Genomic DNA, 26,634 nt, shown 5'->3' with positions numbered 1-26,634 from the left:
CCGTACCGGTGATGGTGGTGGTGTCCGTTCACGCCGTGCTCCGTCCGCTCAGGAGTCCGCCGCGGGCGGGTTGTTGAACCCGTCGTACGGCGTGCCGAGGAAGGGGAAGTCCCGCAGGAACGGCGCGGTCACGTCGGCGGCGCTCAACCCCGGGGTCACCGCGCCGGCCGCCGCGTCCGGCTTGAACTTCTTGTCCACCAGCGGCACGGTCACCCCGGCCACCGCCCGCAGCGCGATGCTCACCACGTCGTCGACGACCCGGCGGCCGTTGGGGAAACCGGCCAGGTCCCCACCGAGCAGACCGAACTGGTTCGGCTTGCTGCTCGGCCTGATCGCGGTGTTCAACCGCAGCATGTCGGCCTGCACGTCACCGGTGAGGTTGGTGAAGCCGTCGATCAACCCGGACGGGATACCGGTCAGCAGGATGGCGAGCAGGTCGGCCCGGGGCTTCTTGGACCTGTTCAGCGCGTCCAGGTTCGGGAACACCCCCGGGTAGAGCACCGGCAGCAGCGCCGCCAGTTCCGGCTGCTCGACGAACCTGGCGAAACGCTTGTCCTCGGTCGGCGGCAGCGTGTTCCACAGGTCCTTCTTGGACATCGGCACGATGACCTCGTTGAACAGCGGGTTGCCCAGCCGGGACACCTGGGTCCACGGGCCGACCGCCGCGTCCGCCGCGACCCTGTCGCCGAGCACCCTCACCTGCTGCCGGGAGGCAGTCGTCCACACCCCGATCGTCGAGGCCCGGTCACCCACGCCGTACCGGTTGGCCCGGCGGCGCACCCTGCCCAGCGGCACCTGCACCGCGATGCTGTGCACGTTCATCCGGTCCACCGCGTTGACCGGCTCACCCTCCGCCTTGAACAGCTTCTTGCCGGCCACGTGCAACTGCTGGAACGGCCGCAGCGTGCCCAGATCGAAGATCGCGCCCAGGTCGACGAAGAAGCCGTCCGCGCGCTGCCCGGCGAACACCTTCTCCCCCGTCGACAGCTTGAACGTCGCCTGCCGGACCAGGTCGTTGTACCTGGGGATGGAGAGCGGCCCGACGTTGCACGGCGGGCAGGGCAGCTTGTGCGCAAGCACGTGCTCCTTGCCGTCGGTCACCCGGGTCAGCCTGTAGAACTGCCGCCGGTTCCAGTTCTTGCTGTCCAGCGAGTCGATCGGGCCGGTGTTGTAGAGAAAACTGTTCTGGTTCGTGATCTCGGTACGGAATTCGAACCGGTAGGTCACGTCGGGATGGCCGTCACCGTCGTTGTCGATATGGATCTCGTACCGCACGTCGTCGCCGAACTCGAAGAAGTTCGGGCCGCCCGAGGGGAGCTGCAACGGCACGTAGTTGGCGATCAACGTCACCGAGTCGGACCGGTCGGGGCTGACGAAGGCGTAGAGGTCGGAACTGTCGGCGACCGGGTCCTTGCTTATTTCCGGCGCTTCGCGGTGGGACGACATGGCGGACCAACCTTTGCGGGATCATGAGGAATCAGGGCATGACGAACCGGGCGCGGGAGCCTGCGCCTGGCGGTGAAGGGGAAGGGACGCGGCCGGTCGACGCCGCGCGGCGGAAGCGGACGGGTCAGGCCACCCGCTGACAACGGTCGGGGCGGTCCGCCCGGACGGCGGACAGGTCAGCCGCGCCCGGCGGCACGACGCAACCGGTCGGCCAGTCCCCGGTCGCGTACCTCGATGCGGGACGAACCGACGAAGACGTCCATCGTCCCGGACCTGGCGTCCCGCAGGTGGACCACGATCGGGCCGTCCGCGCCGGCCGCCGCCGGGGAGTTCTGCGCCACCGACACACCGGTGACCGTCAGGGCCGCCGCACCCAGCGTGGCGCTCGCCGCGGCGGTCAGTGTCTGCCGGCGGGTCAGTCGCGGCCAGGAACGCTTCCGCACTTCACTCGTCATGGGGAACCTTTCCTCCGGCGGCGCGTGAGCGCGCGCGGTGTGGAGCGCGAGGTTGCCGGCGGCGGCCCTCGCCTCAACCGCCGCCGGCGAACACTGGTACGGCCCGCACGCGCGAAAGGTTCGATGTCAACGCGACGGATGACCGTACGCGGTCGTCCGTTTCCGGGCCGGTCGTCCGGCGGCGGCGGCGATCGCCCGCAACTGCTCCTCGGTACGCGCCGACCCGTTGCCCGAACCCGCCATCCGGGAGATCGTCTCCTCCATCAGGGTGCCGCCCAGGTCGTTGCAGCCGCCCCGCAACATCGCCACCGTGCCCTCGTCGCCGAGCTTCACCCACGAACACTGGATGTTGTCGATCCGACCGTGCAGCAGCAGCCGGGACATCGCGTGCACCACCCGGTTCTCCCGCCAGGTCGGGCCGGGCCGGGCGATGCCGGCCAGGTAGATCGGCGCGTTGGTGTGCACGAACGGCAGCGCCACGAACTCGGTGAACCCGCCGGTGCGGTCCTGCACGCCGGCCAGCACCCGGAAGTGGGCCAGCCACTGCCCGGGGTGGTCGACGTGCCCGTACATCATCGTGGAGCTGGAGCGGATGCCCAGCTCGTGGGCGGTGGAGACCACCTCGACCCAGGCGGCGGCCGGCAGTTTGCCCTTGGTGAGCACCCAGCGCACGTCGTCGTCGAGGATCTCGGCGGCGGTGCCCGGGATGGTGTCCAGGCCGGCCTCGCGCAGCATCGACAGCCACTCCCGCACCGGCACGCCCGCCTTGGCGGCGGCGGTGACGATCTCCATCGGCGAGAAGGCGTGCACGTGCATGCCGGGCACCCGGGCCTTGATCGCCCGGACGATGTCGGCGTACCCGGTCACCGGAAGTTTCGGGTCGATGCCGCCCTGGAGGCAGACCTCGCCCGCGCCGGCCGCCCACGCCTCCTCGGCCCGGTCGGCCACCTGCTCCACCGACAGCCGGAACGCGTCGGCGTCCCGCTCCCGCTGGGCGAACGCGCAGAACCGGCAACCCACGTAGCAGACGTTGCTGAAGTTGATGTTGCGGTTGACCACGTAGGTGACGTCCTCGCCGACGGTGTCCCGCCGCACGTCGTCGGCGAGCCGGCACAGCTCGTCCAGGGCCGGGCCGTCCGCGCCGAACAGCGCCAGCGCCGCGTCGGCGTGCCGGGGCTCCAACAACGCCGCCGGATCGTCGGCCGCCAGCCGCAGCCCCGCCCGCAGGTCACCGTCGGCACCCGCCGTCGGTGCGGCCGACGCGGCCGGGTTCACCTTGCCGGCGACCTCCGCCCAGTCGCCGTAGACGCTGTCGAAGTCGCCCCGTCTGTCGTCGGTCCGGCCGGCGGTGTCGATGGTGGCGTGCAGATCCACCCGGCCGCCACCGAAGACCTCCTCCGGCTCCTGCCACGGACGGCCCACCGGCCGGGCCGCCTCGACGGCCAGCCCGGTCGCCGGGTCGGCGAGCGCGCCGACGTGCGGCGACAGCCGGGGATCGAGCCACGGGTCGCCCGCCCGGACGTACTCCGGGTAGATCGTCAGCCGCTCGCGCAGGGTGAAGCCGGACTTCTCGGTCTGCCGGGCCAGCTCGTCGAGCTGCGGCCAGGGCCGCTCCGGGTTGACGTGGTCCGGGGTGAGCGGGGAGACGCCGCCCCAGTCGTCGATGCCGGCCCGCAGCAGCAGGTCGTACTCGTCCTCGATCAGGTTGGGCGGGGCCTGCAGCCGGGCCTTCGGGCCGAGCAGCAGCCGGGCCACCGCCACGGTGGCCGCCAGGTCGTGCAGCTCGGCGTCGGGCAGGCCGCCCATCGCCGTGTCCGGCTTGGCCCGGAAGTTCTGCACGATCACCTCCTGGAGGTGGCCGTACTCCCGGTGCGCCCGGCGGATCGCGAACAGCGCGTCGACCCGCTCGGCAGGCGTCTCGCCGATGCCGATCAGGATGCCGGTGGTGAACGGCACCCCCACCCGGCCGGCGTCGTCGAGCACCCGCAGCCGCACCGCCGGCTCCTTGTCGGGCGAGCCGAAGTGCGGGCCACCCGGCTCCGACCAGAGCCGGGTGGCGGTGGTCTCCAGCATCATCCCCATGCTCGGCGCGACCGGCTTGAGTCGTTGCAGCTCAGACCAGGAGAGCACCCCCGGGTTGAGGTGCGGCAACAGGCCGGTCTCCTCCAGCACCGCCACCGCGCAGGCCCGCAGGTAGTCCACCGTGGAGTCGTAGCCCCGCTCGTCCAGCCAGGCGCGGGCCGCCGGCCAACGCTCCTCCGGCCGGTCACCGAGGGTGAACAGGGCCTCCTTACAGCCCAGCGCCGCGCCCTGCCGGGCGATCGCCAGCACCTCGTCGGTCTCCAGGAAGGCCGCCGGCAGCCGGTGCGGCACCGTGGCGAAGGTGCAGTAGTGGCACCGGTCCCGGCACAGCCGGGTCAACGGAATGAAGACCTTCTTCGAGTACGTCACCACGCCCGGCCGCCCGGCGTCGCGCAGCCCGGCGTCCCGGACCTCCCCGGCGATCCGGAGCAGCTCGTCCAGCTCGGGGCCGCGCGCGGTCAGCAGCGCGCTGGCCTCGTCGACGTCGAGCGCCCGCCCGGTGGCGGCCCGGCGCAGCGCCCGACGTACAGCCGCCGGGGTCGGGCCGGAATCGGTGCGGTCAACCATCCGCCCAGCCTAGGCGCTTCCGGTGGCGATCCGGCAGGCACGCGAGGCGGGTGTGACATCTTCCCGCCCGGCGCGGTGCCGGCCGGGTCGGCACCGCGCGCCGCAGCGCGTCGACCGACCCGGCCGGGTGGCTCAGTGCGGCGTGTTGGGGTCGTCGTGGCGGAAGGTCCGGGTGCGGTCGCCGTCGGTGTCCGCCGGACCGGTGGTCGGCTCGCCCGGCTGCCGCGGGATCGCCTGGGTCGGGTCGGCCGACGGGGGCTGCCCGAACGGCGGGGCCACCGGCGGCCCGAACTGCGGCGCACCGAACGACGGGCCCGGCTGCGGGGCGCCGAACGGCGGAGCCGACTGGGGCGCGCCGAACGGCGGAGCCGACTGGGGCGCGCCGAACGGCGGAGCCGACTGGGGCGCGCCGAACGGCGGAGCCGACTGGGGCGCGCCGAACGGCGGAGCCGACTGGGGCGCGCCGAACGGCGGAGCCGACTGCGGCGCGGCACCGGCCGGCGGGGCCGACTGCGGGGCACCGAACGGCGGAGCTGACTGCGGCGTACCGAACGGCGGAGCCGACTGCGGCGGGGCGAAGCCGGGCTGGCCGTACTGCCCGGCACCGGGCTGACCCGGGTAGCCGGCACCCGGGTAACCGCCCTGCGGCTGCCCCCAGCCCGGCTGGGGCTGCCCGTAGACGCCGGGCTGCGGCTTCGGCTTCGGCACGTGGTAGAGGGTGCGCCAGATCCGGTAGACCACGAAGGCGGCCACCCCGAACAGCGCGAACCAGGCGGCCCGGGTCAGCATGCCGAGCAGGGCGTCCAGCACCTCCGCCTCGGCCAGCCGGCCGACCAGCCAGATCAGGAAGGTCAACACGCCGAACAGGGCGGCGAAGGCGTACTCGCCGATGGCGATCTGGGTGAACTGCCGGGCCCGGCCGGAGACCGGCGAGAGGTGGGTGACCAGCAGCACGGCCAGCAGCGGCAGCACCGTCGACTCGACGCCGACGAAGGCGAAGAACTCGCTCCCCGCCCGCCCCGAGAAGGTGCTGTAGTCCGATGTCGGCACGAGCAGCCGGACGAACCCGACGAAGAGCAGCACGGCGTTCGCGCCGAGCAGGACGAGCGCGGCGAGTTCGCGCAGGGGTGCGGTGATCTGGCGGGCCTGCGACGCGTCGTGCGACGCGGGCTCGGCGGGGCTGGTCACGAACTCTCCCTCGGGGCGAAACGGACAGAGGCCGACGTGAGCCTAGTCTCCCGGGCCGCCCGGCGGCGGGACACGTCCCGTACGGGAGGATGGACGGCATGCGCATCGTGGTTCTGACCGGCGGGATCGGGGGCGCCCGATTCCTGCTCGGCGTCCGGGCGTACGCCCGCGAGGTGGGCGCCGAGGTGACCGCCGTGGTCAACGTCGGCGACGACCTCTACCTGCACGGCCTCAAGGTCTGCCCCGATCTGGACAGCGTCCTCTACACCCTCGGCGGGGGCGCCGACCCCGAACGCGGGTGGGGGCGGGTCGGCGAGAGCTGGACGATCAGGCAGGAGCTGGCCGCGTACGGGGCCGAGCCGGGCTGGTTCAACCTGGGTGACAAGGACGTCGCCACCCACCTGGTGCGCACCACCATGATCAACGCTGGCTATCCGTTGTCGCAGGTCACCGAGGCGCTGGCCGCACGCTGGCAGCCAGGCGTACGGCTGCTGCCGGCCACCGACGACCGGCTGGAGACGCACGCGGTGGTCGACCTGGACGGCGACCGGCGGGCCATCCACTTCCAGGAGTGGTGGGTCCGGTACCGGGCGGGCGTGCCCACCGACCGGTTCGTCTTCGTCGGCGCGGACAGCGCCAAACCGGCCCCCGGGGTGACCGAGGCGCTGGCCGCCGCCGACGTGGTGCTGGTCGCGCCCAGCAACCCGGTGGTGAGCGTCGCGCCGGTGCTGGCGGTCCCCGGGCTGCGCGACGCGGTCGCCACCGGCCCCGCCCCGGTCGTCGGGGTGTCCCCGATCATCGGCGGCGCACCGGTACGCGGGATGGCCGACCGCTGCCTGGAGGTCCTCGACGTCGAGTGCAGCGCGGCCGGGGTGGGCCGGCTCTACGGCGGGCGCAGCGAGGGCGGCCTGCTCGACGGCTGGCTGGTCGCGCCCGAGGACGACGGGGTGACGGTGCCCGGGGTGACCGTCCGCGCGGTTCCGCTGCGGATGACCGACGAGACGGCGACCACGGCGATGGTCCGGGCCGCGATGGAGCTGGTGTGAGACTGGAGATCCTGCCGGTGCACGGCATCGGCGACGTGACCGAGGGCGACGACCTGGCGGTGCTGATCGGCACGGCCGCGCCGTGGCTGCGCGACGGCGACGTCCTGGTGGTCACCAGCAAGATCGTGTCGAAGGCGGAGGGCCGGCTGGTGGACGTGCCGGCCGACGGGCCGGAACGGCTCGCCGCCCGGGACGAGGTGCTCGCCGCCGAAACCGCCCGGGTGGTGGCGACCCGGGGGGCGACCCGGATCGTGCAGACCCACCACGGCTTCGTGATGGCCTCCGCCGGGATCGACGCGTCGAACGTCGACAAGACCCGGCTGGTGCTGCTCCCGGTCGACCCGGACGCGTCCGCCCGGGCGCTGCGCGCCGCCCTGCGGGACCGCTACCGGCTCGACGTCGCGGTGATCGTCAGCGACACGATGGGCCGGCCCTGGCGCAACGGGCTGACCGACGTGGCGCTCGGGGTCGCCGGGATGGCCGCGATCCGGGACCACCGGGGCGAGGTCGACCCGTACGGCAACGAGCTGCAACTGACCCAGATGGCGGTGGTCGACGAACTGGCCGGCGCGGGTGAACTGATCAAGGGCAAGTGCGACCAGGTGCCGGTGGCGGTGGTCCGCGGCTACCTGCCCGCGACGTCATCGCCGGCCGACGGTGTCCGGGAGCGCCCGCCGGCCGACGGCGACGGCGTGGGCCCTCGGTCGGCCGAGGGCGACGGCCGGGACGACCGGCCGGCGGTCCGACTGGTCGACGACGGCGTCGGAGCCGCCGCCCTGGTGCGGGAGAGCGCGCTGGACCTGTTCTCGCTCGGCACCGCCGAGGCGACGGCGGCCGGCCTGCGGGCCGCCGCGACCCTCGCCGACGGACCCGGCGCGACACCCGCCGACCCCGCCGCCGTCGACCGGGCCATCGCCGCCGTGGCGACGGTCGTCGCCCCCGGCACCATCTTCACCCACGTCACCGACGACGAGGCACGCGCCGGCCTCGCCGCCACCGTCGACGGATGGCCGGCCGGGGCCACCGGACTGGTGCTCGGCGCGGCACCCACCCCGGTCGACCAGCCCGATCTGGTGCGCTTCGGTGCCGACCTGCACCGGCTGCGGATCGCGCTGGCCGCCGAGGGCGTCCCGTCCACCCTGCTGCCACCGCCGACGGGCAGCATCGCCAGCGCCTGCCTGGCTCTCTGACCGGCCGGGCCGACCCGTCGGGCCGGCCGCCCGACGGCCGGGCCGGCGGTGATCGGGCCGACGGCCGATGGCCCGGCGGTGATCGACACACGGTCACCGACGTTGCGGTATCCGCTCCACGGGACACCGCAACTTCCGCACCATTGAGCCGCCCCGCCGCCCCGCCGCCCCGCCGCCCCGCAGGGTCAGGCGTCGAGCATGGCCCGACCGAGCGGGGTCAGGGTGTGTAGGACCGTGTTGCGGTCCCGCCGGCTGACCAGCAGGCCGGCGTTGCGCAGCACGGCGGTGTGCTGGCTGGCCGCAGCGGCCGAGATGTGCAGCCGGCGGGCCACCTCGCCCGTGGTCGCGCCGTCGTCGCTGGCTTCGAGCACCGCCGCGCGGGTGCGGCCCAGCAGCGCCGCCAGCGCCTCCCGGCCGCCGCCCCCGGCGGGCCGGCCGCCCTCCCCCGGTGGCGGGTCCAACCCGCCGAGCCGGTCGGCCGGGTAGACCAGCACCGGCGGCAGCGCCGGGTCGAGCAGCGCGACCGGGGTACGCGCGCAGAAGAACGACGGCACCAGCAGCAGCCCCCGACCGTCCAGGTGCAACTCCCGCCGGTTCGGATAGTCCACGACCTGGAGCACGCCGGAATCCCAGCGCATGCCCGGCCGCAGGCTCGCCAGCAGCCCCTCCGCGCCACCGTCGAGCAGCGCCCGGGCCCGGACCGCGCGGTCGGCCTCCACGGCTGCCCTGATCCGACCCCAGTACGGGTCGATCGCCACCGACCGGTACTGCGTCATCGACTCGGTCAGGTGGCGCAGCACCTCCGGCTCGCCCCGGGCGAGCGCGGCGGCCGACGACGGCAGCGGGTTCGTCTCGGCCAGCAGGTTCAGATCGCGGCGCAGCAGCTCGGTCGGGGTGGACCGGACGGCGTCCAGGCCCGCCTCGAAACCGCCGAGGCTCTGGTAGGGGGTGAGGAAGTCGGGGAAGTAGCCCCGGGGCGGGTTCAGCGCGAACAGCAGCCGGAACTGGTCGGCTGCGGTGTCCCGGCGCAACCCGGCGGCGACCCCCTGACGCCAGCGCGCCATCAGCGGGTCGCGGGTCCGCCCCTGAAGCAGGTGCAGGCTGAGGACCAGCTCCCAGACCGGGTCGGCGGCGGGGGCGACCCGGGTCCGGAGGATGTCCTCCCGGGAGAAGTGGATGGTCAGCATGGAGCGCTCCTGGGGCGGGGCAGGGGGAGGCCCGCCGACCCACTGAACTGTACCGGGCGGCACTTATCTCCACTTTTAAGCGTGGACTGAAAGACCTCGACGCCCGTCCCGCCGGTTGGCATGCTCCTACTGCCCGGTACGACACGCGGGGTTCTTCTCGCTGCCGGTCGGGCGGGTCGGGGTCCACCGAAGGTGGCGCCCGGGAGGCACTACGAGGGTCTGCGGCCCTGGTTCCGCAGAGGTGTCACCCGGGCCCCACCGCCCCTGTGGCGGGTGGGGTCAGCCGATCCAGAGCGCCACCCGGTGGTCCTCGTCGGTGACGTAGAAGCTGCGTCCGTCCATCTCGGCCACCCCCTCGACGTGCCGGAACGGTGCCAGCTCGGCCACCACCTCGCCGGCGATCCGGCCGTCGTCGGTCGGCTCCCACCGGAACCGGACGTGCCGCGAGGTGACCTCGCCGCCGGTGGGGTGGTCGTCCAGCAGCACCGATCCCTTGCCCAGCGCGTCGATCGAGCCGACCACCGCCGCGTACCCGCCGTCGGCGGTCGGGGTGACCGCGCGGAAGCCGACAAGCGCACCGGGCGGGGTCACCCCGGTCAGCACGTACGCGCGGCCGGCACGCGGCCAGCCGCCGCCCGGGGTGAACATCTCCGGCACCCCGGCCAGCTCGACCAGGACCGGTTCCCCGTCCACGGTCACCGGGAAACGCAACCCGAGCAGCACCGTCCCCGCCGGGGTGAACGCCGCCGCCTCCACGTTCAGCGGCAGGTCGTCGTCGGCCAGCCGGCGTACCCAGGACTTGGCCCGCGCGGTGCCCCGGGCCACCGTCTCGCCGATGAACCGCTGGCGCACCCGCGCACCCGGCGGCAACGGGGTGAACGCCGCCTTCACCAGCACGTCGTTGACCGCCCGGTGCACCCGGAACCGGTTGCGGACCACCTGCACCGGCAGCGTCCCGGTGGCCGCGTCGTCCTCGCGGAAGCGGGCCACGAACGCCCGGCGGGGGCGCAGCGGGCCGGCCTTGGACCCGAAGTGCGACCCGAAGACGTACACCCAGCCGTCGTGTGCGGCAAGCGCCTCGCCGTCCTCGGTGCGGCCGTTCTCGACCCCGGCGTCGGCCTGCACGTGGTGGGCGACCCACTCGCCGTCGGTACGTTCCAGCAGCAGGGCCAGACAGTGCTCCACAGGCCCCTCGTCGAGCACCGTCCAGAAACCACGTACGGCGTCGTGCGCCCGCAGCAGCGACCGGGAGCGGACCGGCAACAGGTCGCTGGCCTCGTTGCCGGCGACCACGAACTCCAGAAGTCTCAGGCTCACCGCGCCAGGGTACGGAGCGCGCGCTCGTAGAGTGTCGGAATGCCCGACGCCTTCCCCACCGTCCCCGCCCGTCCCCCGGCCGCCGCGACCACCCCGCCCCACCCCGCCGGGCCGCCAGGTGCCGGCGGGAACGTGGCGCTGCACGCGGACGCGGTGGCGGTGCTGACCGGATGGACGCCGACCGGGCCGGCCGCCGCCGGGGCCCGGGACCGCACCCTCGACCTGCTCGCCGACGGCCCGGTCGCGCTGACCCGCCACCACCTGCCGGGTCACCTCACCGCGAGCGCGCTGATCCTGGACGCCGCCGGGGAACGGGTGCTGCTCTGCCTGCACGGAAAGCTGCACCGCTGGGTGCAGTTGGGCGGGCACTGCGAACCGGGTGACGCGACGCTGGCCGGGGCGGCACTACGCGAGGCCACCGAGGAGTCCGGCATTCCCGGGCTGGTCATCCACCCCGTACCGATCGACGTGGACATCCACCAGGTGCGCTGCCAGGGCGGTTCGCTGCACCACGACGTCCGGTTCGCGGCCTTCGCCCCGCCGGGCGCGGTCGAGCAGGTCAGCGACGAGTCGGAGGCGCTCGGCTGGTTCCCCACCGGCCGGCTCCCGGAGCCGCTCGCCGGCGGGACCGCCAAGCTCGTCGCGCCGGCCCTGGCCGTCCACGCCCGCCGGCCCCGCTGACCGCGCTCCGGCCCCGCCCGCGGTCGGGCCGCCCGGCGGTCGGAGCGTGCCGCCGCCGGGCGGGGGTCGGGCCGTCCGGTGGTTCAGACCAGGCCGTCCTCGCCCCGGGCCTTCAGCTCGTCGACCAGGGCCTTGACGTCCTGCGCCCGGTCACGCGGGCACACCAGCACCGCGTCGGGGGTGTCCACCACGATCAGGTCACGGACCCCGAGGGCGGCCACCAGCCGACCCGACTGCGGCACCACCACCAGGTCGTGGGCGTCGTGCAACAGCACCCCCGGCTTGGCGTCGGCCCCCAGCACCACGTTGCCGTCCGGGTCTGCCGGCAGCACCTCGCCGAGGGTGTGGAAGTCGCCGACGTCGTTCCAGCCGAAGTCGCCAGGCACCGTGGCGACCCGGCCGGCGGTGGCCGCGCCCTCCATCACCGCGTAGTCGACGGAGATCTTCGGCAGTGTCGGCCAGACCGTGCCGAGGACGTCGTCCTGCTCGGGGCCGCCCCAGGCCGCCGCGATCGCGGTCACCCCGGCGTGCAGGTCCGGCTGCTGGCGGGCCAGCTCGGCGAGGAAGACGTCCACCCGCCAGACGAACATGCTGGCGTTCCAGAGGTGCCGACCCGAGCGCAGGTACGCCTCGGCGACCGGCGCGGCCGGCTTCTCCTTGAACTCGGTCACCGGGCGCAGCGGCCCGTCACCGGTCGGCTCCCCGGTCTCCAGGTAGCCGTAGCCGGTCTCGGCCCGGGTCGGGGTGATCCCCACCGTCATCAGCAGACCCTGCTCGGCCCCCTGGACCGCCGCCCGGACGGTCCGCACCCAGGCGGCCGGGTCCCGGATCAGGTGGTCGGCGGCGAACGAGCCCATCACCGCCGACCCGTCGCGTCGGGCGATCACCGCCGCCGCCAGCGCGATCGCCGCGCAGGAGTCCCGGGGGGACGGCTCCACCAGGATGTTCTCCTCGGGCACCCCACGCAGTTGCCGGGCCACCGCCGCCGCGTGGGCGACGCCGGTGACCACCAGGACACGCTCCGGTGTGGTCAGCGGCGTCAGCCGGTCGACGGTCGCCTGGAGCAGCGACGCGTCGGTGCCGGTGAGCGGGTGGAGGAACTTGGGGTGCCCCGCGCGGGACAGCGGCCACAACCTCGTGCCGCTGCCACCCGCCGGGATGACGGCGTAGAGCATCAGCACATCATGCCCGAACCGTCCCAGGTCGGATGGCGGCTCGGCCGTACCGTCAGGGACCACTCAGGAACGGGCCCGGCTCCACGCGGCGATGTGCACCTCGGCGCTGGACGCCCAGGTGAACTCCTTGGCCCGGTCGAAGCCCGCCTTGGCCAGCGACAACCGGCGCTGCTCGTCGTCGAGCAGGGCGGCCAGGTCGGTGGCGATCTGGTCCGCGTCCTCGCTGGTGTAGGCGACCGCGTCGCCGCCCACCTCGGGCAGCGACAGCCGGGGCGTGGTGAGCACCGGCGCGGCGCAGGCCATCGCCTCCAGGATCGGCAGACCGAACCCCTCACCGTACGACGGGTAGGCGGCGACCAGCGCGCCGCCGAGGAATCCGGGCAGGTCGGCGTAGCGCAGGTAGCCGGGGCGTAGCAGCCGCAGGTGCGAGGGGACCTCGGCCACCGCGCGGTCGATGTCGTCGTCGTGCCCCTGGCCGCCGGCGACCACCAGGGCCGGCGGGTCCGCCCGGTCGGCCACCGCCCGCGCCCAACCCCGGATCAGATTGGGTACGTTCTTGCGCGGCTCCTTGGCCCCGAGGAAGGCGACGTAGCTGCTGCCGCCGAGCCCGAGCCGGGCCCGTACCCGGGCCTTCTCCTCCTCGCCCGGGGCGTGGAAGGCCTGCTGGTCGACCCCGTGGTAGGCCACGTCGATCCGGGTCGGGTCGGCGTCGAGCAGCCGGATCAACTCGTCGCGGGTGGCCTTGCTCGGCACGATCACCCGGTTGGCCCGGCGCAGCGACGTCTTGATCGCGCTGCGGAAGAACGTCCGGCGGGACTTGTCGTAGTGCTCCGGCTCGGTGAAGAACGTCGCATCGTGCACGGTCACCGTGACCGGGCAGCCGGCCCGCAGCGGGCAGGTGTAGAACGGCGAGTGCAGCACCTCGGCACCGACCTGCTGGGCGAGCAGCGGCAGGCCGGTCTGCTCCCAGGCGAGCCGGGCCGGGCGGTGGGCGACGGCGGCCGGGGCGGGGATCACCTCGGCCCCGGGCAGCATCCGGGCGTAGCGCTCCAGGTCGGTGCGGAGGCTCACCACGACCAGGTCGACCGTCTGACCGCACACTGTGCCCAGGGCGCCGAGCAGGCCATCGACGTATCTACCGACGCCGCCTCGGTCGGCGGGGACACTCGTGGCGTCGATGAGCACGCGGGGCGGGCGACCGGCGGTCACGGGGCGACTCCTTGCAGTGGCGGGTCTGTGGGGAACAACACTCCGGGCAAGCCTACGCCGGAGCGCGGCGCGGACGCTGACTCCGACCCGACCGTACGCCGACTTGTCATCGCCATCGGATACGGACGGCAGGGGCGTATCGTTCGCGCCGATGGCCGACAACATTGCCCGGGTGTTCGCCGCCGCGATCGCGGCCGACCCCGCCCGCCCCCTGCTGACCTGGTACGACGACGCCACCGGCGAACGCACCGAACTCTCCGGCGCGACCCTGGCGAACTGGGTGGCCAAGACCGCCAACCTGCTCGTCGACGAGCTGGCCCTGAGCCGCGGCGATTCGGCCGGGGTGCTGCTGCCGCCGCACTGGCAGACCGCCGCGGTGCTGCTCGGCTGCTGGTCCGCCGGGTTGACGGTGCGTGACGAGCCGGCTGCCGTGGACGTGCTCTTCGCCGCCGCCGACCGGGTGGCCGAGGTGGACGCCTGGCCGGCCGGCGACCGCTACGCGCTGGCGCTCGCCCCGTTCGCCGCCCCGCTGCGCGAGGTCCCCGCCGGGTTCGCCGACTACGTGGTCGAGGTACGCACCCAGGGTGACCACTTCACGCCGTCCACCCAGGGCGATCCGGCCGAGGCGGACCTGCTGGCCGAGGCGGAGGCCCGCGCCACGGCCCTCGGCATCTCCCCCGGCGACCGGCTGCTCGTCGACGCGGCGGTCCACCCCGACCCGCGCGACTGGCTGCTCGCCCCGCTGCTGCGGGGGGCGACGGTCGTGCTGACCGGCAACGCCGACCGCTCCCGTCTCCCCACCCGCGCCGAAACCGAACGCACCACCCACACCCTGCCCTGACTCCCCCTCCCCCGCCCTCCCCTCCGACGCTGAGTCGATCATGGAGTAATGGTGGGAGAAAATTAGCCTTTCGCCCCTTTTGCGGGGCACCACAACTCCATGATCGACGGGGCGGGGCGGGGCGGGGCGGGGCGGGGCGGGGCGGGGCGGGGCGGGTTACGGGGCGGGGCGGGTTTGGGCGAAGGTGGCGAAGGCGGTCAGGGACTCGGGGTTGGCAAGGGCGCCCTTCGCGGCGGCCGACTCGACCGGGGTGCCGGTGAGGATCTTCTTGACCGGAACCTCCAGCTTCTTGGACGACAGGGTGCGGGGCACCGCCCTGACCTGGTGGATCTCGTCGGGGATGTGCCGGGGCGACAGCGCGGTACGCAACTCCCGGGCGATCTTCCTACGCAGCGCGTCGTCGAGTTCCAGACCCTCGGCGAGCACCACGAACAGCAGCAGCTCCCCCGCGCCGCCCTCGTCGTCCTCCAGGTGCACCACGACCGAGTCGACCACCTCGTCGAGGCCCTCCACCACCGAGTAGAACTCGGCCGTGCCGAGCCGTACGCCGCCCCGGTTGAGGGTGGCGTCGGAGCGGCCGGTGATCACGCAGCCGCCCCGCTCGTTGATGGTGATCCAGTCACCGTGCCGCCACACACCGGGATAGACGTCGAAGTACGCCTCGGCGTAGCGGCTGCCGTCCGGGTCGTTCCAGAACCCCACCGGCATGCTCGGCATCGGCGCGGTGATCACCAACTCGCCCAGTTCGCCGAGGACCGGGGTGCCGTCGGACGAGCGGGCCTCCACCTTCGCCCCGAGCGCCCGGCAGGTGATCTCGCCGGCGTGCACCGGCAGCAGCGGCACCCCGCCGACGAAACCGGTGCAGACGTCCGTCCCACCGGACAGGGACTGGAGCTGGAGGTCGGTGCCGACCGTGTCGTACACCCAGGTGAAGCCCTCGGCGGGCAGCGGCGCGCCGGTGGAGCCGACCCCGCGCAGCGCGGACAGGTCGGCGACGTCCCTCGGCACCAGGCCGGCCTTGCGGCAGGCCAGCAGAAACGGCGCGGACGTACCGAAGTAGGTGGTGCCGGTCTCCTCGGCCAACCGCCACAGCGCACCCAGGTCGGGGTGGCCGGGGTTGCCGTCGAACAGCACGATCGTCGCCCCGACGGCCGGCCCGGAGACCAGGAAGTTCCACATCATCCAGCCGGTGGTGGTGAACCAGAAGAACCTGTCGGCCGGGCCGAGATCGTGGTGCAGGGCCAGCATCTTGAGGTGTTCCAGCAGGATGCCGCCGTGGCCGTGCACGATCGGCTTCGGCAGCCCGGTGGTGCCCGATGAGTAGAGCACGTAGAGCGGGTGGTCGAACGGGACCGGGGTGAAGGTCAACGGCTCGTCGGTCTCCGCCGCCAGCTCGGCCCAGCTCAGACCATCCTGCGGTACGTCGGCGGAGCCGGTCGGGTGCAGGTAGGGCACGTGGACGGTGTGGGTCAGCGACGGCAGGGCGGCCCGGATGGCGGCCACCTCGGCCCGCCTGTCGACCGGCTTGTCGCCGTACCGGTAGCCGTCCACGGCCACCAGGACCTTCGGGGCGATCTGCTGCCAGCGGTCGACGACACTACGGGTGCCGAACTCCGGGGCGCAGGACGAGAAGATCGCCCCGAGGCTGCTGGTCGCCAGCAACAGCACGTACGTCTCGGGGACGTTGGGCGCGTACGCGGCCACCCGGTCCCCGGCGACGACGCCGAGCCGGCGCAGCCCGGCCGCCACCCGGCGGACCTGCTCCCGCAGCTCGGCGGCGGTCAGGGTGACCGGCGGGCGGGTCTGGGAGTGCGCGACCACCACCGGATCGTCGTCGGCCCGGCCGGGCATCCGCAGCACGTTCTCGGCGTAGTTGAGCGTCGCGCCGGGGAACCACCTGGCACCGGGCATCGCCGCCTCGCCCAGGGTCGCCGTCGGCGGGGTGTGCGCCACCACCGCGAAGTAGTCCCAGATCGAACGCCAGAAGGCGTCCAGGTCGGTGACCGACCACTGCCACAGCGCGTCGTAGTCGGCGAAGTCCAACCCCCGGTGCTCCCGCAGCCACCGCAGGTAGCCCCCGATCCGGGACCGCTCGCGTACGTCCACCGGCGGCGTCCACAGCACGTCACCCACCGCTCCACCCTCCCTGAGGCCCCACACGGCACTGTGTCCGGCCATGCCGCCATCTTGCCTACCTCGCAGCGCCATCATCCACACCGGGACCCGACACGGAAACGTGCCCCGCGCACACAATCCGTCCCCACCTGCACACACAGCCCTCCACCCCAGGGGCCGGCCTCGGGCTGGAGGCCGGGCTCGGCCGGGCTGAACTGGGCGTGGGCCAGGCCGGGGCTGGGGCTGGGGCTGGGGGCCAGGGCGCAGCCTGGGACTGGGGCTAAGCCGGGCCCGAGGCCACAGCCGGGCTCGCTCGGCCGGGCTCGGTGATCAAGAGATTCGAGTCAGCTCTCAGCCTGAAGTTGACGCAAACCTCTTGATCACCGACCCACTCCCCGGTGATCAAGAGGTTTGCGTCAGTCTCGCGCCGCACACTGACGCAAACCTCTTGATCACCGGGGCGAAAGCGGGCGGGGCGAAAGCATGCGGGGTCAGGAAGCGGGCGGGGTCAGGAGGCGCGGTGGGCTTGGATGGCGCGGCGTTTGGCGAGGCGGTGGGCGCGGCGGATCTCGGCCTCCTTGTAGCGGCGTTCGTCCTCGGCGGTCTCCGTGAGCACCGGACGGACCGCCCGGGGCGCGCCGCTCACGTCCACCCCCACGAACACCAGGTACGCGGTGGCCACCCGGACCGGTTCGTCCTCGGCCGAGTCCCACCGCTCGGCGACCACCTTCACGCCCACCTCCATCGAGGTGTTGCCGGTCCAGTTGACCTGGGCGTGGGCGTGTACCAGATCGCCCACCCGGACGGGTTCGGAGAAGACGATCTCGTCGATCGAGGCGGTCACCGCCGTACCGCCGCTGTGCCGGGCCGCCGCCGCTCCGGCCACGTCGTCGACGAACTTCATCAACACCCCACCGTGCACGGTCCCGTACAGATTGACATCGACGGCGGTCATGATGCGACTCAGCGTGACCCGGGAGTACGACGTCGGCTTGCCGGCGGGGGTGGTGGGGTGCTCGGTCATGGCAGAAACGGTACGGTGCGCCAATGCGACATCTCTGGAGCTTCCTCGCCGGGTTGGTGGTGGCGCCCGTCACGTGGGTGTTGATCACTCTCGGGCAGGACGGGTCGGGCCGGACCGTGGACCGCTGGGTGGAGATCGGCACGTACAACACGGCCAACCTGATCGAGCCGGCCGTCTACCTCGGCGTCGCCGGCATCCTGCTCGGCCTGGTCGGCACGCTGCGCACCTCGCCGGTCGGCCCGCTCGTCGCCGGGCTGCTGCTGGTCACCCCGTACGTCGGGATGTTCATCGCACCGTTCACCGTGCTCGACCGGATCCCGAGCGACTGGAAGGTGCTCGGTGACCCGCTGCCGCTGCGCCAGCCGGTGCAGGACGGCACTCTGTTCCTGATCGGCCTGCTGCTGCTGATGGCCGTGTTCAGCGCCCAGCGGTGGCGGCGCTGGCCGCAGCCGGCGACCGGCGCGGAACCGGCCCCGGCCCCGGCCGACGACGCCCCGCCGCCGCCCGGTTTCGCCGCGAGCGACTGGCCGCCGCCCCCGCCGGCCCGCAGCGAGCCGGACACCGCCCCGCTCACCCTGGGCTACCCCGATCTGGACACCCCGACCGAGCCGCTGCCCCGGCGGACCAGCAGCGAGTCGCCGTGGTCCGCGCCGCCGCGCTACGGCGCGAAGCCGGAGAGCAGCACCGACAACCGTTGACCGGCACGGGGTGGGCCGGTCGACCGGCCCACCCCACACGGATCGGGCGGCGGCACCGCCGTCGTCCAGCCGCAGCCCCGGATGAGCCGACACGAGCCCGGAGGCAGCCGGCACGAGCCCGGATGGGCCGAGACGAGCCCGGATGAGCTGAGACAGGACCGGGTGTGCCGGCACGAGCCCGGATGAGCCGGCACGAGCCCGGAGCGGCAGACGAGGGACCGGAGCGGCCGACACCGGGCCGGGCGTGGTCAGTTCTTGAGGAGTTGGCGGGCCATGACGATGCGTTGGACCTGGTTGGTGCCTTCGTAGATTTGGGTGATCTTGGCGTCGCGCATCATGCGTTCGACGGGGTAGTCGCGGGTGTAGCCGTAGCCGCCGAGCAACTGCACCGCGTCGGTGGTGATCTCTATGGCGGCGTCGGAGGCGAAGCACTTGGCCGCGGCGCCGAAGTAGGTCAGGTCGGCGTCACCGCGTTCGGACTTCCCGGCCGCCGTGTACGTCAACTGCCGGGCGGCTTCGAGTTTCATGCCCATGTCGGCGAGCATGAACTGCACCCCCTGGAACTCGGCGACCGGTTTGCCGAACTGTTGGCGTTCCTGGACGTAGCCCTTGGCGTAGTCGAGGGCGCCCTGGGCGATCCCGACGGCCTGGGCGGCGATGGTGACCCGGGTGTGGTCCAAGGTCCGCATCGCCGTGCCGAACCCGGTCCCCGGCTCCCCGATGATCCGGTCGGCCGGAATCCGCACGTTGTCGAAGTACACCTCGCGGGTGGGGGAGCCCTTGATGCCGAGTTTCTTCTCGGGTGCGCCGAAGCTGACCCCGGGGTCGGACTTCTCCACCACGAACGCGGAGATGCCCCGGGAGCGGGCCGCCGGGTCGGTGACGGCGAACACGGTGTAGAACTCCGAGACTCCGGCGTTGGTGATCCACCGTTTCACGCCGTTGAGGACCCAGTGGTCCCCGTCGCGGACGGCCCGGGTGGTCATCGACGCCGCGTCGCTGCCGGCCTCGGGCTCGGACAGGCAGTACGAGAACATCGCCTCCCCCGCCGCCACCGGCGTCAGGTACCGCCGCTTCAACTCCTCCGACCCGGCCAGCAGCAACGGCATCGTGCCCAGCTTGTTCACCGCCGGGATCAGCGACGACGAGGCGCAGGCGCGGGCCACCTCCTCGATGACGATCGCGGTGGCCAGAGCGTCCGCACCCGCGCCGCCGTACTCCACGGGGACGTGCGGGGCGTGGAAATCGGCGGCACGCAACGCCTCGTACGACGACCTGGGAAACTCCCCCGTCTCGTCGGCCTCGGCCGCGTACGGGGCCACCTTGGCGGCACAGACCTCACGGACCGCCTCACGGACCGCGTCATGCTCCTCGGGCAACCGGTAGACGTCGAACGTCTGATCTGCGGCCATGTCGGCCCTCCCCTTTCACCGCTATCATGCGCAGTCTGTGTGCCGTCTTCAGGCCGCCGACTGCCGCAGACTGAAGGATAGCCATCGTGGCCCCCCACCACGTTACCGGCCGGTAGGATCGTGCCGGGCAGGCGCCGACAGCGCACAACTACGCTGACCGAACGACAGGTTTTCCATCGGTGCCCGGCCAGGCGCCGCAGCCGATTGCGACGCAGTGAAGCGCCGCCAGTGCGAGCGGAGAAGACAGGCGTGACGATCCCGTACCCGAACATCCAGCCGGCGCCGACCATCTCCCCGGTGACGCCCCCCTCGGGTGCGCCGCGTCCCCGGGTGACCTTCCTGGGCACCGGCTACCTCGGCGCGACGTACGCCATCTGCTACGCAGAACTCGGCTACGAGGTGCTCGGCTACGACGTCGACGCCGACAAGATCGCCAAGCTGAACGCGGGCGAGGTGCCGATCCACGAACCGGGCCTCGACGAGCTGCTGCGGCGTAACCTGGCCGCCGGCCGGCTGCGGTTCTCGACCGACATCGCCGAGACCGCCGACTTCGGCGACGTGCACTTCATCTGCGTCGGCACCCCCCAGCGGGCCGACGGCATGGGCGCCGACCTGTCGTACGTCGAGGCGTCGGTGACCGCCCTGGCCCAGCAGCTCACCCGCAAGGCGCTGATCGTCGGCAAGTCCACCGTGCCGGTCGGCACCGCCGAGTGGGTGGAACAGCTCGTCGGCAAGCACACCCCGACCGACCTGGCCGTCGAGGTGGCCTGGAGCCCCGAGTTCCTCCAGGAGGGCTTCGCCGTCGACGACGTGCTGCGCCCCAACCGGATCGTGGTCGGCGTCAAGACCGAGTGGGCCAACGCCATGCTCTACGCCGCCCACAAGGGCGTCTTCGACCTGGCCGCCACCGAGGACCGGGAGGTCCCCCTGGTGGTCACCGACTTCGCCACCGCCGAACTGGTCAAGGTCGCCGCGAACGCCTTCCTCGCCACCAAGATCTCCTTCATCAACGCGATGGCCGAGGTCTGCGAGGCCAGCGGCGGCGACGTCACCCAGCTCGCCCGCGCCATCGGCTACGACCCCCGGATCGGCAACCGGTTCCTCCAGGCCGGACTCGGCTTCGGCGGCGCGTGCCTGCCCAAGGACATCCGCGCCTTCCAGGCCCGCGCCCAGGAGCTGGGCGCCGGTGAGGCGCTGCGCTTCCTGCACGAGGTCGACCTGATCAACCTGCGTCGCCGTACCCGGGTCCTCCAGCTCGCCTCCGACCTGCTCGGCCGCCGCTCCGGCCCGGCCGGCCCGGACTTCTCCGGCACCCGGATCGCGGTGCTCGGCGCGACCTTCAAACCCAACACCGACGACGTCCGCGACGCCCCGGCCCTCGCCGTCGCCGCACTGCTCGCCAAGGCCGGGGCCGACGTGCACGTGTACGACCCCCAGGGCACCGAGAACGCCCGCCGGATCGCCCCCGAGCTGGTCTACGAGTCCAGCATGAACGACGCCGTCTCCGGGGCCGACCTGGTCTGCGTACTCACCGAGTGGGCGGACTTCCGCAACGCCGATCCGGTCGCCCTCGGCGAGCTGGCCGCCGGCCGTCGGGTCGTCGACGGCCGCAACTGCCTCGACGCGGCACTGTGGACGCAGGCCGGCTGGGATTACCGGGGCATGGGCCGCCCCTGACGACACCGCGACGCGCCGGCGTGGGAGGTGATCCTTCCCGCGCCGGCGCGTTTTTGTACCCCTAACGGAGCGGCAGGTGTCGAAATCCACGCCCGCTCAGGGCATGCTGCGTGGGGGCGGCGTCCACAGTGCGTCCGGCCGGGTGGAGGGATGTCGTGGAGAGCTTCCAGTGCTCCTCGTGCGGGCGGCAGATCAAGCCGGCGGCCCGCTGCCCCAACTGCGGGGCCGAGCAACCGCAGTGGCGCGAACACCTCGCCGAGATCGAACGCTCCATCGCCGAGATGAAGGCCCGCGACGCCGAGATCGCGCGGGAGCAACGGCAGATCGCCGCCAAGATGCAGGCCGCCCTCTTCCAGCGGGACATCCTCGCCCACGCCGGTGAGGAACGCATCAAGCAGGCCACCAGGCCGCGCCGGGTGCTGCGCCGCAAGGCGGACCGGCGACCGCCCACCGCCACCACCGGGGCACCGCCCCGGGTGCCCCGGCAGGGCACCGCCGCCGGACCGGCCGGCCCCGACGAACCACCGCTCCCACCGCCGTACCGGACCGCCACCTGGCTGGGCGCGGACAACCCGGAACACCCCGCCGAGGCCTCGTCCCGGGAGGTGCAGAACATCCCGCTCGGGCTGGGCGCGCTGGTGCTGGCCGTGGCCGCGGTGGTCTTCGCCGCCGTCGCGACCAGCTCGATGGACGCCCTCGCCCGGCTCGGCATCCTGCTGGTCGCCACCGTCCTGCTGCTGCTCGCCCCGCCGGTGCTGGCCCGGCGGGGGCTGACCTCCACCGCCGAGACGATCGCCACGGTCGGCCTGCTGCTGGTGCCGCTGGCCGGGTACGCGCTGTGGGCCGTGGACCGGATCGGCGCGTCCGGGGCCGTCTTCTCCGGCGTGATCTTCGCGCTGACCACCGGCGTCGCCCTCGCCTACACCCTGGGCACCGGCCTGCGGGCACCCCGGTTCGCGGCGGTGCTGGCCGCCCAACCCGTGGTGCCGCTGCTCGTCTACGGGTGGATCAGCGGCCCGAGCGGCTGGGCGGTGGTGCTCACCGTGGTGGCCGTGCTCGACCTCGCGCTGGTCCGCTCCGGCATCATGCGGGAACGGCAGGCCCCGCCGGAGTCCACCGCCGACCGGCCCGCCGGGCCGCCCCGGCAGCGGGTCGCCCCGGACGGCCGGCCGGAGGCGGCACCCGAGGAGTCGGGCGAGGTGCTCGACGGCACGGCGGCCACCCCGGCCGGCGCCCCCCGGCCGGTGCCGTGGCTGCCCCAGATGACCTGGCTGCTGCACGGGGTGGCGGTGGCCCTCGCCCTGGCGTACGCGGTCACCGCGCTGCTGCGGGCGCAGACCGTACCCGCGGCCACCGCCGCCGGCGCGGCGCTGCTGCTGGCGGCGACGGTGGGCCTGGCCGGCACCCTGCTGCTGCGCCGCCCACCGTTGCCCGACGTGGGCGCGGGCCTCCTCACCCTGGCCGTGATCGGCGCGCTGGGCCGGATCGCCTCGGTGGCCTTCCCGGGCCGGGCGCTGCTGCTGATCGCCGCGGTCATCACGCTGACCGGACTGGCCGTGCGGGCCGTACCGGAAGCCGCCCGGCGGGGGCCGCAGCTCGCCTCCGCCGCGGCGCTGACCGTCAGCGGCCTGGTGGTGGCCGGCGGCGCGCTGCGGGCGGGGCTGGCACCGGTCGAGGCAGCGCTGCCCGCCTGGCGGGCCGACCTGGCCGCGTTCCCCGGGGAGGTGGCGGCGGCAGCCGGCCCGGCCGCCGGGCAGCTCGCCGCCAGCGCCCTGCTGCTCACCATCGCGGCGGTGCTCGCCCTGCCGCCGGAGATCCGCCGCGAGTTCGCGGTGGTCGGCGCGGGACTGACCGCGCTGGCGGTGCCCGCCTCGCTGGGTCTGGGCTGGGCGACGGCCCCCTGGCCGATGGTGCTGGCGGCGGTCGCGATCGGCGTCGCCGGGCTCTGGGCCGACACCACCCGGGCGGCCGTGGTGCACGCCGGCGCCGCCACCGTGGTCGGGTTCCTCGGGGCCGGTGCCGCGCTGAGCCGACCGGCACTGACCGCCGCCGCCCTGGCGGTGCTGATGCTGGCGGGTGTACTGGTGGCGCTCGCGCCCCGGGTCCGGATCGCCCCGGCCGCCGCCGACGTCCTCTCCGGCTGGGCGGCCGGCGGCGCGGCGTTCGCGCTGCCCGGCGCGGTCGCCGCGTTCGTCGCGGCCACCGAACCGTCCGGGCCGGTGCTCACCCCGGCGGTGCTCCGGGAGCTGACGGTGCCGATTCTGGCGGCGGGTTTCCTCGCCGTCTGCGTCACCCTCGGCTACGCGGCGATGATGCAGGTGTCGCAGCGGCACCTGAGCCTGCCGCACGCCGTGGGCACCGGGCTGGGCGCGCTGGCGGTGATCGGGGCCGCCTTCTTCGCCCCGGGCCGCACGGCCGCCGACGCCTGGCTCGGCGGGCTGGTGCTGATCGCCACCGTACTGCTGCTCTTCGCCGGCCGGATCGACGCGCGTCGCCCTTCGGATCTGGCGTTCGACGGTGCCGACCTGGCCGCCGCCGCCGTCACCACGGCGCTGATCGCCACCCTGGCCCGGATCACCGCCGTGATCTCCCCCGGCGGGCAGCTCGCGGTCGCCGCCGTGCTGGTGCTGGCGGTCGCCGTCGCCGCGCGGGCGATGCCCGAGGAGTGGCGTCGTGGGCCGGTGCTCGGCATCGCCGTCGGCGCCGCCCTGATCGGCGTGCTGGCCGGCTGGTCGGCGCTGCGCGGCGGGGTGGGCGTGCTGGCCATCCCGGGCCCGATCTGGGCCGGTGACCTCACCGGTTGGCCGGCCGCGCCGACCGGCGGCTCCACCTGGCAGGCCCCTGTCGCGCTGGCGCTGCTCGCGCTGGCCGCCGCGATCCTGCTCCCCACCCCCTGGAAGTATGACGTGGCCGGGATCGGTGTGGTGCTGGCCACCGTCGGCGTCCCGGCCGCCTTCGACCTGCCGTGGTGGTCCCCCGTCCTGGTGGGGCTGACCGTCGCCACCGTCTTCGGCACGGCGGCGGTGGCCTCCGCCGACCCGCGTGCCGGGCTGTCCCGGGCGACCGTGGCCGGGGTGGTCGCGCTGCACGCCGCCGGGGCCGGGTTGGTGCGGCCGTGGACCACCGCGCTCGCCCTGGGCGGCATCGCGCTGATCGGCCTGATCGTGGCGGCGACGGCCCGTTCCCTGGCCCCCTCGCTGGTCGAGGACGTCGAAACCGAGGGAATGCCGCCGCACCTGGTGCAGATCGGCGGGGCGGCGACGGCTGCCGCGCTGCTCGCGCTCCCCGGCGCGGTGGCCGCGCTGGCCGCCGAGTTCGGCCACGGGGCGCAGGTGGTGCTGACCGCCGCGCTGGCCGCGTCCAGCTTCGGGCTCGCTGCGGTGGCCGCCGTCCGCCGGCAGGTCCCGCAGTATCTGCCGTACGCGAGCGCGGCGGTCGCCGCCGGGGCGACCGTCAGCGCCGTGGCCGCCATCTTCGTCGACCTCCCGTCCGGGGTGTTCGCCGCTGCGGCGGCGCTGCTCGGGGTCCTCGCCGAACTGGTTCGGGCGGCGACCGTGCCACCGGTCGGGTCCGCCCAGCCGACGCGCCGCTGGGCGGTCCTGCTGGACGGTGCGCTACGCCGGCTGCCTGACGACGGTACGCAGCGACGCTGGCGGATCGACCCCGCCGCCGGGGCGCTGGCCGCCGCGGCCGTGCCCACCGTGCTGGCTCTGCTGTCCCTCGCGCCGCTGCTGTTCGTGGCGCTGGTCGAGCCGCACCGGATGCTCGCCCACGTCTGGCAGGGGCCGCCGCCGCAGTTGCGGACCCCGCCACCGGAGCTGGTGGACCCGACGCACGTGCTCACCGCGCTGCTGCTCACCGGCACCGCCGCGCTGGCCGCCACCGGTCTGGCCGGTGGCCGCCGGTCCCGGGCGGTACCGGTGGTGCTGCCCGGTCTCGCGGTGACGCTGTTGATCACCCCGATCGCGTTGGGCATGGCGTGGCCGCAGAACGCCCTGGCCGCCCTCGCCGTCTTCACCATCTCGATGCTGGGGCTCGCGTTGACCCCGCCGCCCCCGCTGGCCGAGCGGGCCCGGTCGCTGCGGCTGGCCCGGGTGCTGGTCTTCCTCATCGGGCTGGCCGGTGGCGGTGCGGGGCTCGCCGGCAGCCTGGCCAGCCGGGGGTTGACGCTGTTCACCCTGGGTGGCGCGGTCGGCGTCGGGGTGGTCGCCGCGCTCTTCGGCACCACCGGGCGGGCCCGCATCCTCGGCTGGCTGTTCGCCTCGCTGATGGCGCAACTGTTCGTGCTCACCGCCGGTCTGGTGGCCGGCTTCCCGGCCGTCTGGTCGGCCTTCGGGGTGCTCGCGGTGGGCGCGGCGTTGCAGGTCTTCGCCGCGACGCTGCCCCGGCTGCGGCGACCCGAGGCGTACCGGGAGGCCGCCACGGTCGAGTGGAGCGGGTACGCCGCCGCGCTCATCGCCCTGGCGTTGGCGTTCGACTCGCCCCGGCACATCGCCGCCCTGCTCGCCGCCTGGGGTGCCGTGCTGGGGGTGGCCGCCATCCGACCGGGGCGGCGACCGGTGGAACGCCGCATCCTGTTCTGGGGGGTGGTCGCCTGCGAGATCGTCGCCTGGTGGATCATGATGCGGGTCGCCGACGTGGCGCTGCCCGAGGCGTACACGCTGCCGTTCGCGGCGCTCGCCCTGCTGGTCGGCATCCTCGAACTACGCGACCGCCCCGACCTGTCGAGCTGGGTGGCGTACGGCCCGGCGCTGATCGCGGCGTTCGTGCCGACGCTGGCGATCGTCCTGGCCACCGACTCCAGCATGCTGCGCCAGGTGCTGCTGCTGCTCGGCGCGGTCGCGGTGCTGGTGTACGGCTCGACCAGCCGACAGCAGGCCCCGGTCATCGTGGGCGCGGCGGTGACCGCGGTCGCGGCGGTGCACGCCCTGTTCAGCCTCGGCCCGTGGCTGGTGCTCATCCCGGTCGGCCTGGTGCTGCTGGTGCTCGGGGCGAGCAACGAACGCCGCCGCCGCGCCCAGGACCGGCTCCAGACCGCCCTGCGTTCCATGAGATGAGTCGGAGGGTCACGGCAGGGTCGGACGTGGTCCGGTCGAGTGAGCCCGGGTGGTCGTGGGCGGGCACGACCTGGCCGGGTGGTCGTGGGCGAGTGCATCCCGGCCAGGGGCGGACCGGGCGGTCGCGCCCCGGCCGGGGCGGCCCAAGGCCGGCCACGGCGATCGACTCGCTTGAGGCGATGGTGCGGTAACGACGCGCCCGGATGCCGCATCATCGCCCGCGTTGCGCGGACAGTCCTCCGCGCGGGCAGCTCCGCCTCGCGGTCA

18 protein-coding genes are annotated in these 26,634 nt (G+C 74.0%); 7 read left to right on the top strand and 11 right to left on the bottom strand.

Annotated elements, in window-relative coordinates; all coding sequences use genetic code 11:
- Nucleotides 1-48: 48 nt before the first annotated feature.
- The 4 genes from Q2K16_RS26180 to Q2K16_RS26165 form a co-directional block, all read right to left on the bottom strand.
- Nucleotides 49-1,446, bottom strand: coding sequence for a DUF4331 domain-containing protein (locus tag Q2K16_RS26180; protein WP_302740817.1), 1,398 nt, complete (start codon nt 1,444-1,446; stop codon nt 49-51).
- A gap of 176 nt (nt 1,447-1,622) precedes the next feature.
- Nucleotides 1,623-1,901, bottom strand: a complete 279-nt coding sequence (locus Q2K16_RS26175; RefSeq protein ID WP_088642933.1) for a hypothetical protein — start codon at nt 1,899-1,901, stop codon at nt 1,623-1,625.
- A 126-nt stretch (nt 1,902-2,027) separates the two neighbouring features.
- Complete coding sequence (locus Q2K16_RS26170; RefSeq protein ID WP_302740816.1) at nt 2,028-4,550, bottom strand: bifunctional FO biosynthesis protein CofGH; 2,523 nt, start codon at nt 4,548-4,550, stop codon at nt 2,028-2,030.
- A gap of 132 nt (nt 4,551-4,682) precedes the next feature.
- Nucleotides 4,683-5,738, bottom strand: coding sequence for a hypothetical protein (locus Q2K16_RS26165; protein WP_302740815.1), 1,056 nt, complete (start codon nt 5,736-5,738; stop codon nt 4,683-4,685).
- 98 nt (nt 5,739-5,836) lie between these two features.
- Here Q2K16_RS26165 and cofD point away from each other — a divergent pair, with 98 nt between their 5' ends.
- Both cofD and Q2K16_RS26155 read left to right on the top strand, forming a co-directional pair.
- A complete protein-coding gene (gene cofD / locus Q2K16_RS26160; protein ID WP_302740814.1) occupies nt 5,837-6,784 on the top strand; it encodes a 2-phospho-L-lactate transferase in 948 nt (315 codons plus the stop codon).
- Entirely contained in the window at nt 6,781-7,974 is a 1,194-nt protein-coding gene (locus Q2K16_RS26155; protein WP_302740813.1) for a coenzyme F420-0:L-glutamate ligase, read from the top strand. Before cofD ends, Q2K16_RS26155 begins: the two co-directional genes overlap by 4 nt.
- Before the next feature lie 185 nt (nt 7,975-8,159).
- On the opposite strand, the gene Q2K16_RS26150 is transcribed toward Q2K16_RS26155, so the two are convergent.
- Both Q2K16_RS26150 and Q2K16_RS26145 read right to left on the bottom strand, forming a co-directional pair.
- Nucleotides 8,160-9,161, bottom strand: coding sequence for an ArsR/SmtB family transcription factor (locus Q2K16_RS26150; RefSeq protein WP_302740812.1), 1,002 nt, complete (start codon nt 9,159-9,161; stop codon nt 8,160-8,162).
- Nucleotides 9,162-9,440: 279 nt separating this feature from the next.
- The gene (locus Q2K16_RS26145; protein ID WP_302740811.1) at nt 9,441-10,478 is read right to left on the bottom strand and encodes a hypothetical protein; all 1,038 of its coding nucleotides are present in this window, start codon (nt 10,476-10,478) and stop codon (nt 9,441-9,443) included.
- A 39-nt stretch (nt 10,479-10,517) separates the two neighbouring features.
- Here Q2K16_RS26145 and Q2K16_RS26140 point away from each other — a divergent pair, with 39 nt between their 5' ends.
- Nucleotides 10,518-11,159, top strand: a complete 642-nt coding sequence (locus tag Q2K16_RS26140) for an NUDIX hydrolase (RefSeq protein ID WP_302740810.1) — start codon at nt 10,518-10,520, stop codon at nt 11,157-11,159.
- A gap of 83 nt (nt 11,160-11,242) precedes the next feature.
- Here the strand turns inward: Q2K16_RS26140 and Q2K16_RS26135 are convergent, their stop codons facing one another.
- Entirely contained in the window at nt 11,243-12,334 is a 1,092-nt protein-coding gene (locus Q2K16_RS26135) for a mannose-1-phosphate guanylyltransferase (protein ID WP_302740809.1), read from the bottom strand.
- Between the two features lie 63 nt (nt 12,335-12,397).
- On the bottom strand, nt 12,398-13,543 hold the full coding sequence (locus tag Q2K16_RS26130; protein WP_302740808.1) for a glycosyltransferase family 4 protein: 1,146 nt from the start codon (nt 13,541-13,543) through the stop codon (nt 12,398-12,400).
- A gap of 151 nt (nt 13,544-13,694) precedes the next feature.
- Here Q2K16_RS26130 and Q2K16_RS26125 point away from each other — a divergent pair, with 151 nt between their 5' ends.
- Entirely contained in the window at nt 13,695-14,384 is a 690-nt protein-coding gene (locus tag Q2K16_RS26125) for a TIGR03089 family protein (RefSeq protein ID WP_302740807.1), read from the top strand.
- A gap of 156 nt (nt 14,385-14,540) precedes the next feature.
- On the opposite strand, the gene Q2K16_RS26120 is transcribed toward Q2K16_RS26125, so the two are convergent.
- A complete protein-coding gene (locus Q2K16_RS26120; protein ID WP_302740806.1) occupies nt 14,541-16,517 on the bottom strand; it encodes an acetoacetate--CoA ligase in 1,977 nt (658 codons plus the stop codon).
- A gap of 490 nt (nt 16,518-17,007) precedes the next feature.
- Nucleotides 17,008-17,523, bottom strand: a complete 516-nt coding sequence (locus Q2K16_RS26115; protein WP_302740805.1) for an acyl-CoA thioesterase — start codon at nt 17,521-17,523, stop codon at nt 17,008-17,010.
- A 23-nt stretch (nt 17,524-17,546) separates the two neighbouring features.
- Between Q2K16_RS26115 and Q2K16_RS26110 the strand changes: the two genes are divergently transcribed.
- The gene (locus tag Q2K16_RS26110; RefSeq protein WP_302740804.1) at nt 17,547-18,221 is read left to right on the top strand and encodes a hypothetical protein; all 675 of its coding nucleotides are present in this window, start codon (nt 17,547-17,549) and stop codon (nt 18,219-18,221) included.
- Between the two features lie 248 nt (nt 18,222-18,469).
- Here the strand turns inward: Q2K16_RS26110 and Q2K16_RS26105 are convergent, their stop codons facing one another.
- Nucleotides 18,470-19,633 carry an acyl-CoA dehydrogenase family protein gene (locus Q2K16_RS26105; RefSeq protein WP_302740803.1) on the bottom strand — a complete coding sequence of 388 codons (1,164 nt, stop codon included), beginning with the start codon at nt 19,631-19,633 and terminating at the stop codon, nt 18,470-18,472.
- Between the two features lie 249 nt (nt 19,634-19,882).
- Here Q2K16_RS26105 and Q2K16_RS26100 point away from each other — a divergent pair, with 249 nt between their 5' ends.
- Together Q2K16_RS26100 and Q2K16_RS26095 are read left to right on the top strand one after the other, a co-directional pair.
- A complete protein-coding gene (locus tag Q2K16_RS26100; RefSeq protein ID WP_302740802.1) occupies nt 19,883-21,310 on the top strand; it encodes a UDP-glucose dehydrogenase family protein in 1,428 nt (475 codons plus the stop codon).
- A 155-nt stretch (nt 21,311-21,465) separates the two neighbouring features.
- A complete protein-coding gene (locus tag Q2K16_RS26095) occupies nt 21,466-26,367 on the top strand; it encodes an SCO7613 C-terminal domain-containing membrane protein (protein ID WP_302740801.1) in 4,902 nt (1,633 codons plus the stop codon).
- The last annotated feature ends 267 nt before the right edge of the window (nt 26,368-26,634 follow it).

The sequence above is a fragment of the Micromonospora cynarisoli genome (assembly GCF_030518815.1).
Lineage (GTDB): Bacteria > Actinomycetota > Actinomycetes > Mycobacteriales > Micromonosporaceae > Micromonospora > Micromonospora wenchangensis.
This window is presented reverse-complemented; position numbering and strand designations above follow the sequence as displayed.

Coding starts and splice junctions, on each gene's coding strand:
- Q2K16_RS26180 (WP_302740817.1), bottom strand. CDS start 1,446: ATGTCGTCCCACCGCGAAGCGCCGGAAATAAGCAAGGACCCGGTCGCC.
- Q2K16_RS26175 (WP_088642933.1), bottom strand. CDS start 1,901: ATGACGAGTGAAGTGCGGAAGCGTTCCTGGCCGCGACTGACCCGCCGG.
- Q2K16_RS26170 (WP_302740816.1), bottom strand. CDS start 4,550: ATGGTTGACCGCACCGATTCCGGCCCGACCCCGGCGGCTGTACGTCGG.
- cofD (WP_302740814.1), top strand. CDS start 5,837: ATGCGCATCGTGGTTCTGACCGGCGGGATCGGGGGCGCCCGATTCCTG.
- Q2K16_RS26150 (WP_302740812.1), bottom strand. CDS start 9,161: ATGCTGACCATCCACTTCTCCCGGGAGGACATCCTCCGGACCCGGGTC.
- Q2K16_RS26140 (WP_302740810.1), top strand. CDS start 10,518: ATGCCCGACGCCTTCCCCACCGTCCCCGCCCGTCCCCCGGCCGCCGCG.
- Q2K16_RS26135 (WP_302740809.1), bottom strand. CDS start 12,334: ATGCTCTACGCCGTCATCCCGGCGGGTGGCAGCGGCACGAGGTTGTGG.
- Q2K16_RS26125 (WP_302740807.1), top strand. CDS start 13,695: ATGGCCGACAACATTGCCCGGGTGTTCGCCGCCGCGATCGCGGCCGAC.
- Q2K16_RS26115 (WP_302740805.1), bottom strand. CDS start 17,523: ATGACCGAGCACCCCACCACCCCCGCCGGCAAGCCGACGTCGTACTCC.
- Q2K16_RS26110 (WP_302740804.1), top strand. CDS start 17,547: ATGCGACATCTCTGGAGCTTCCTCGCCGGGTTGGTGGTGGCGCCCGTC.
- Q2K16_RS26105 (WP_302740803.1), bottom strand. CDS start 19,633: ATGGCCGCAGATCAGACGTTCGACGTCTACCGGTTGCCCGAGGAGCAT.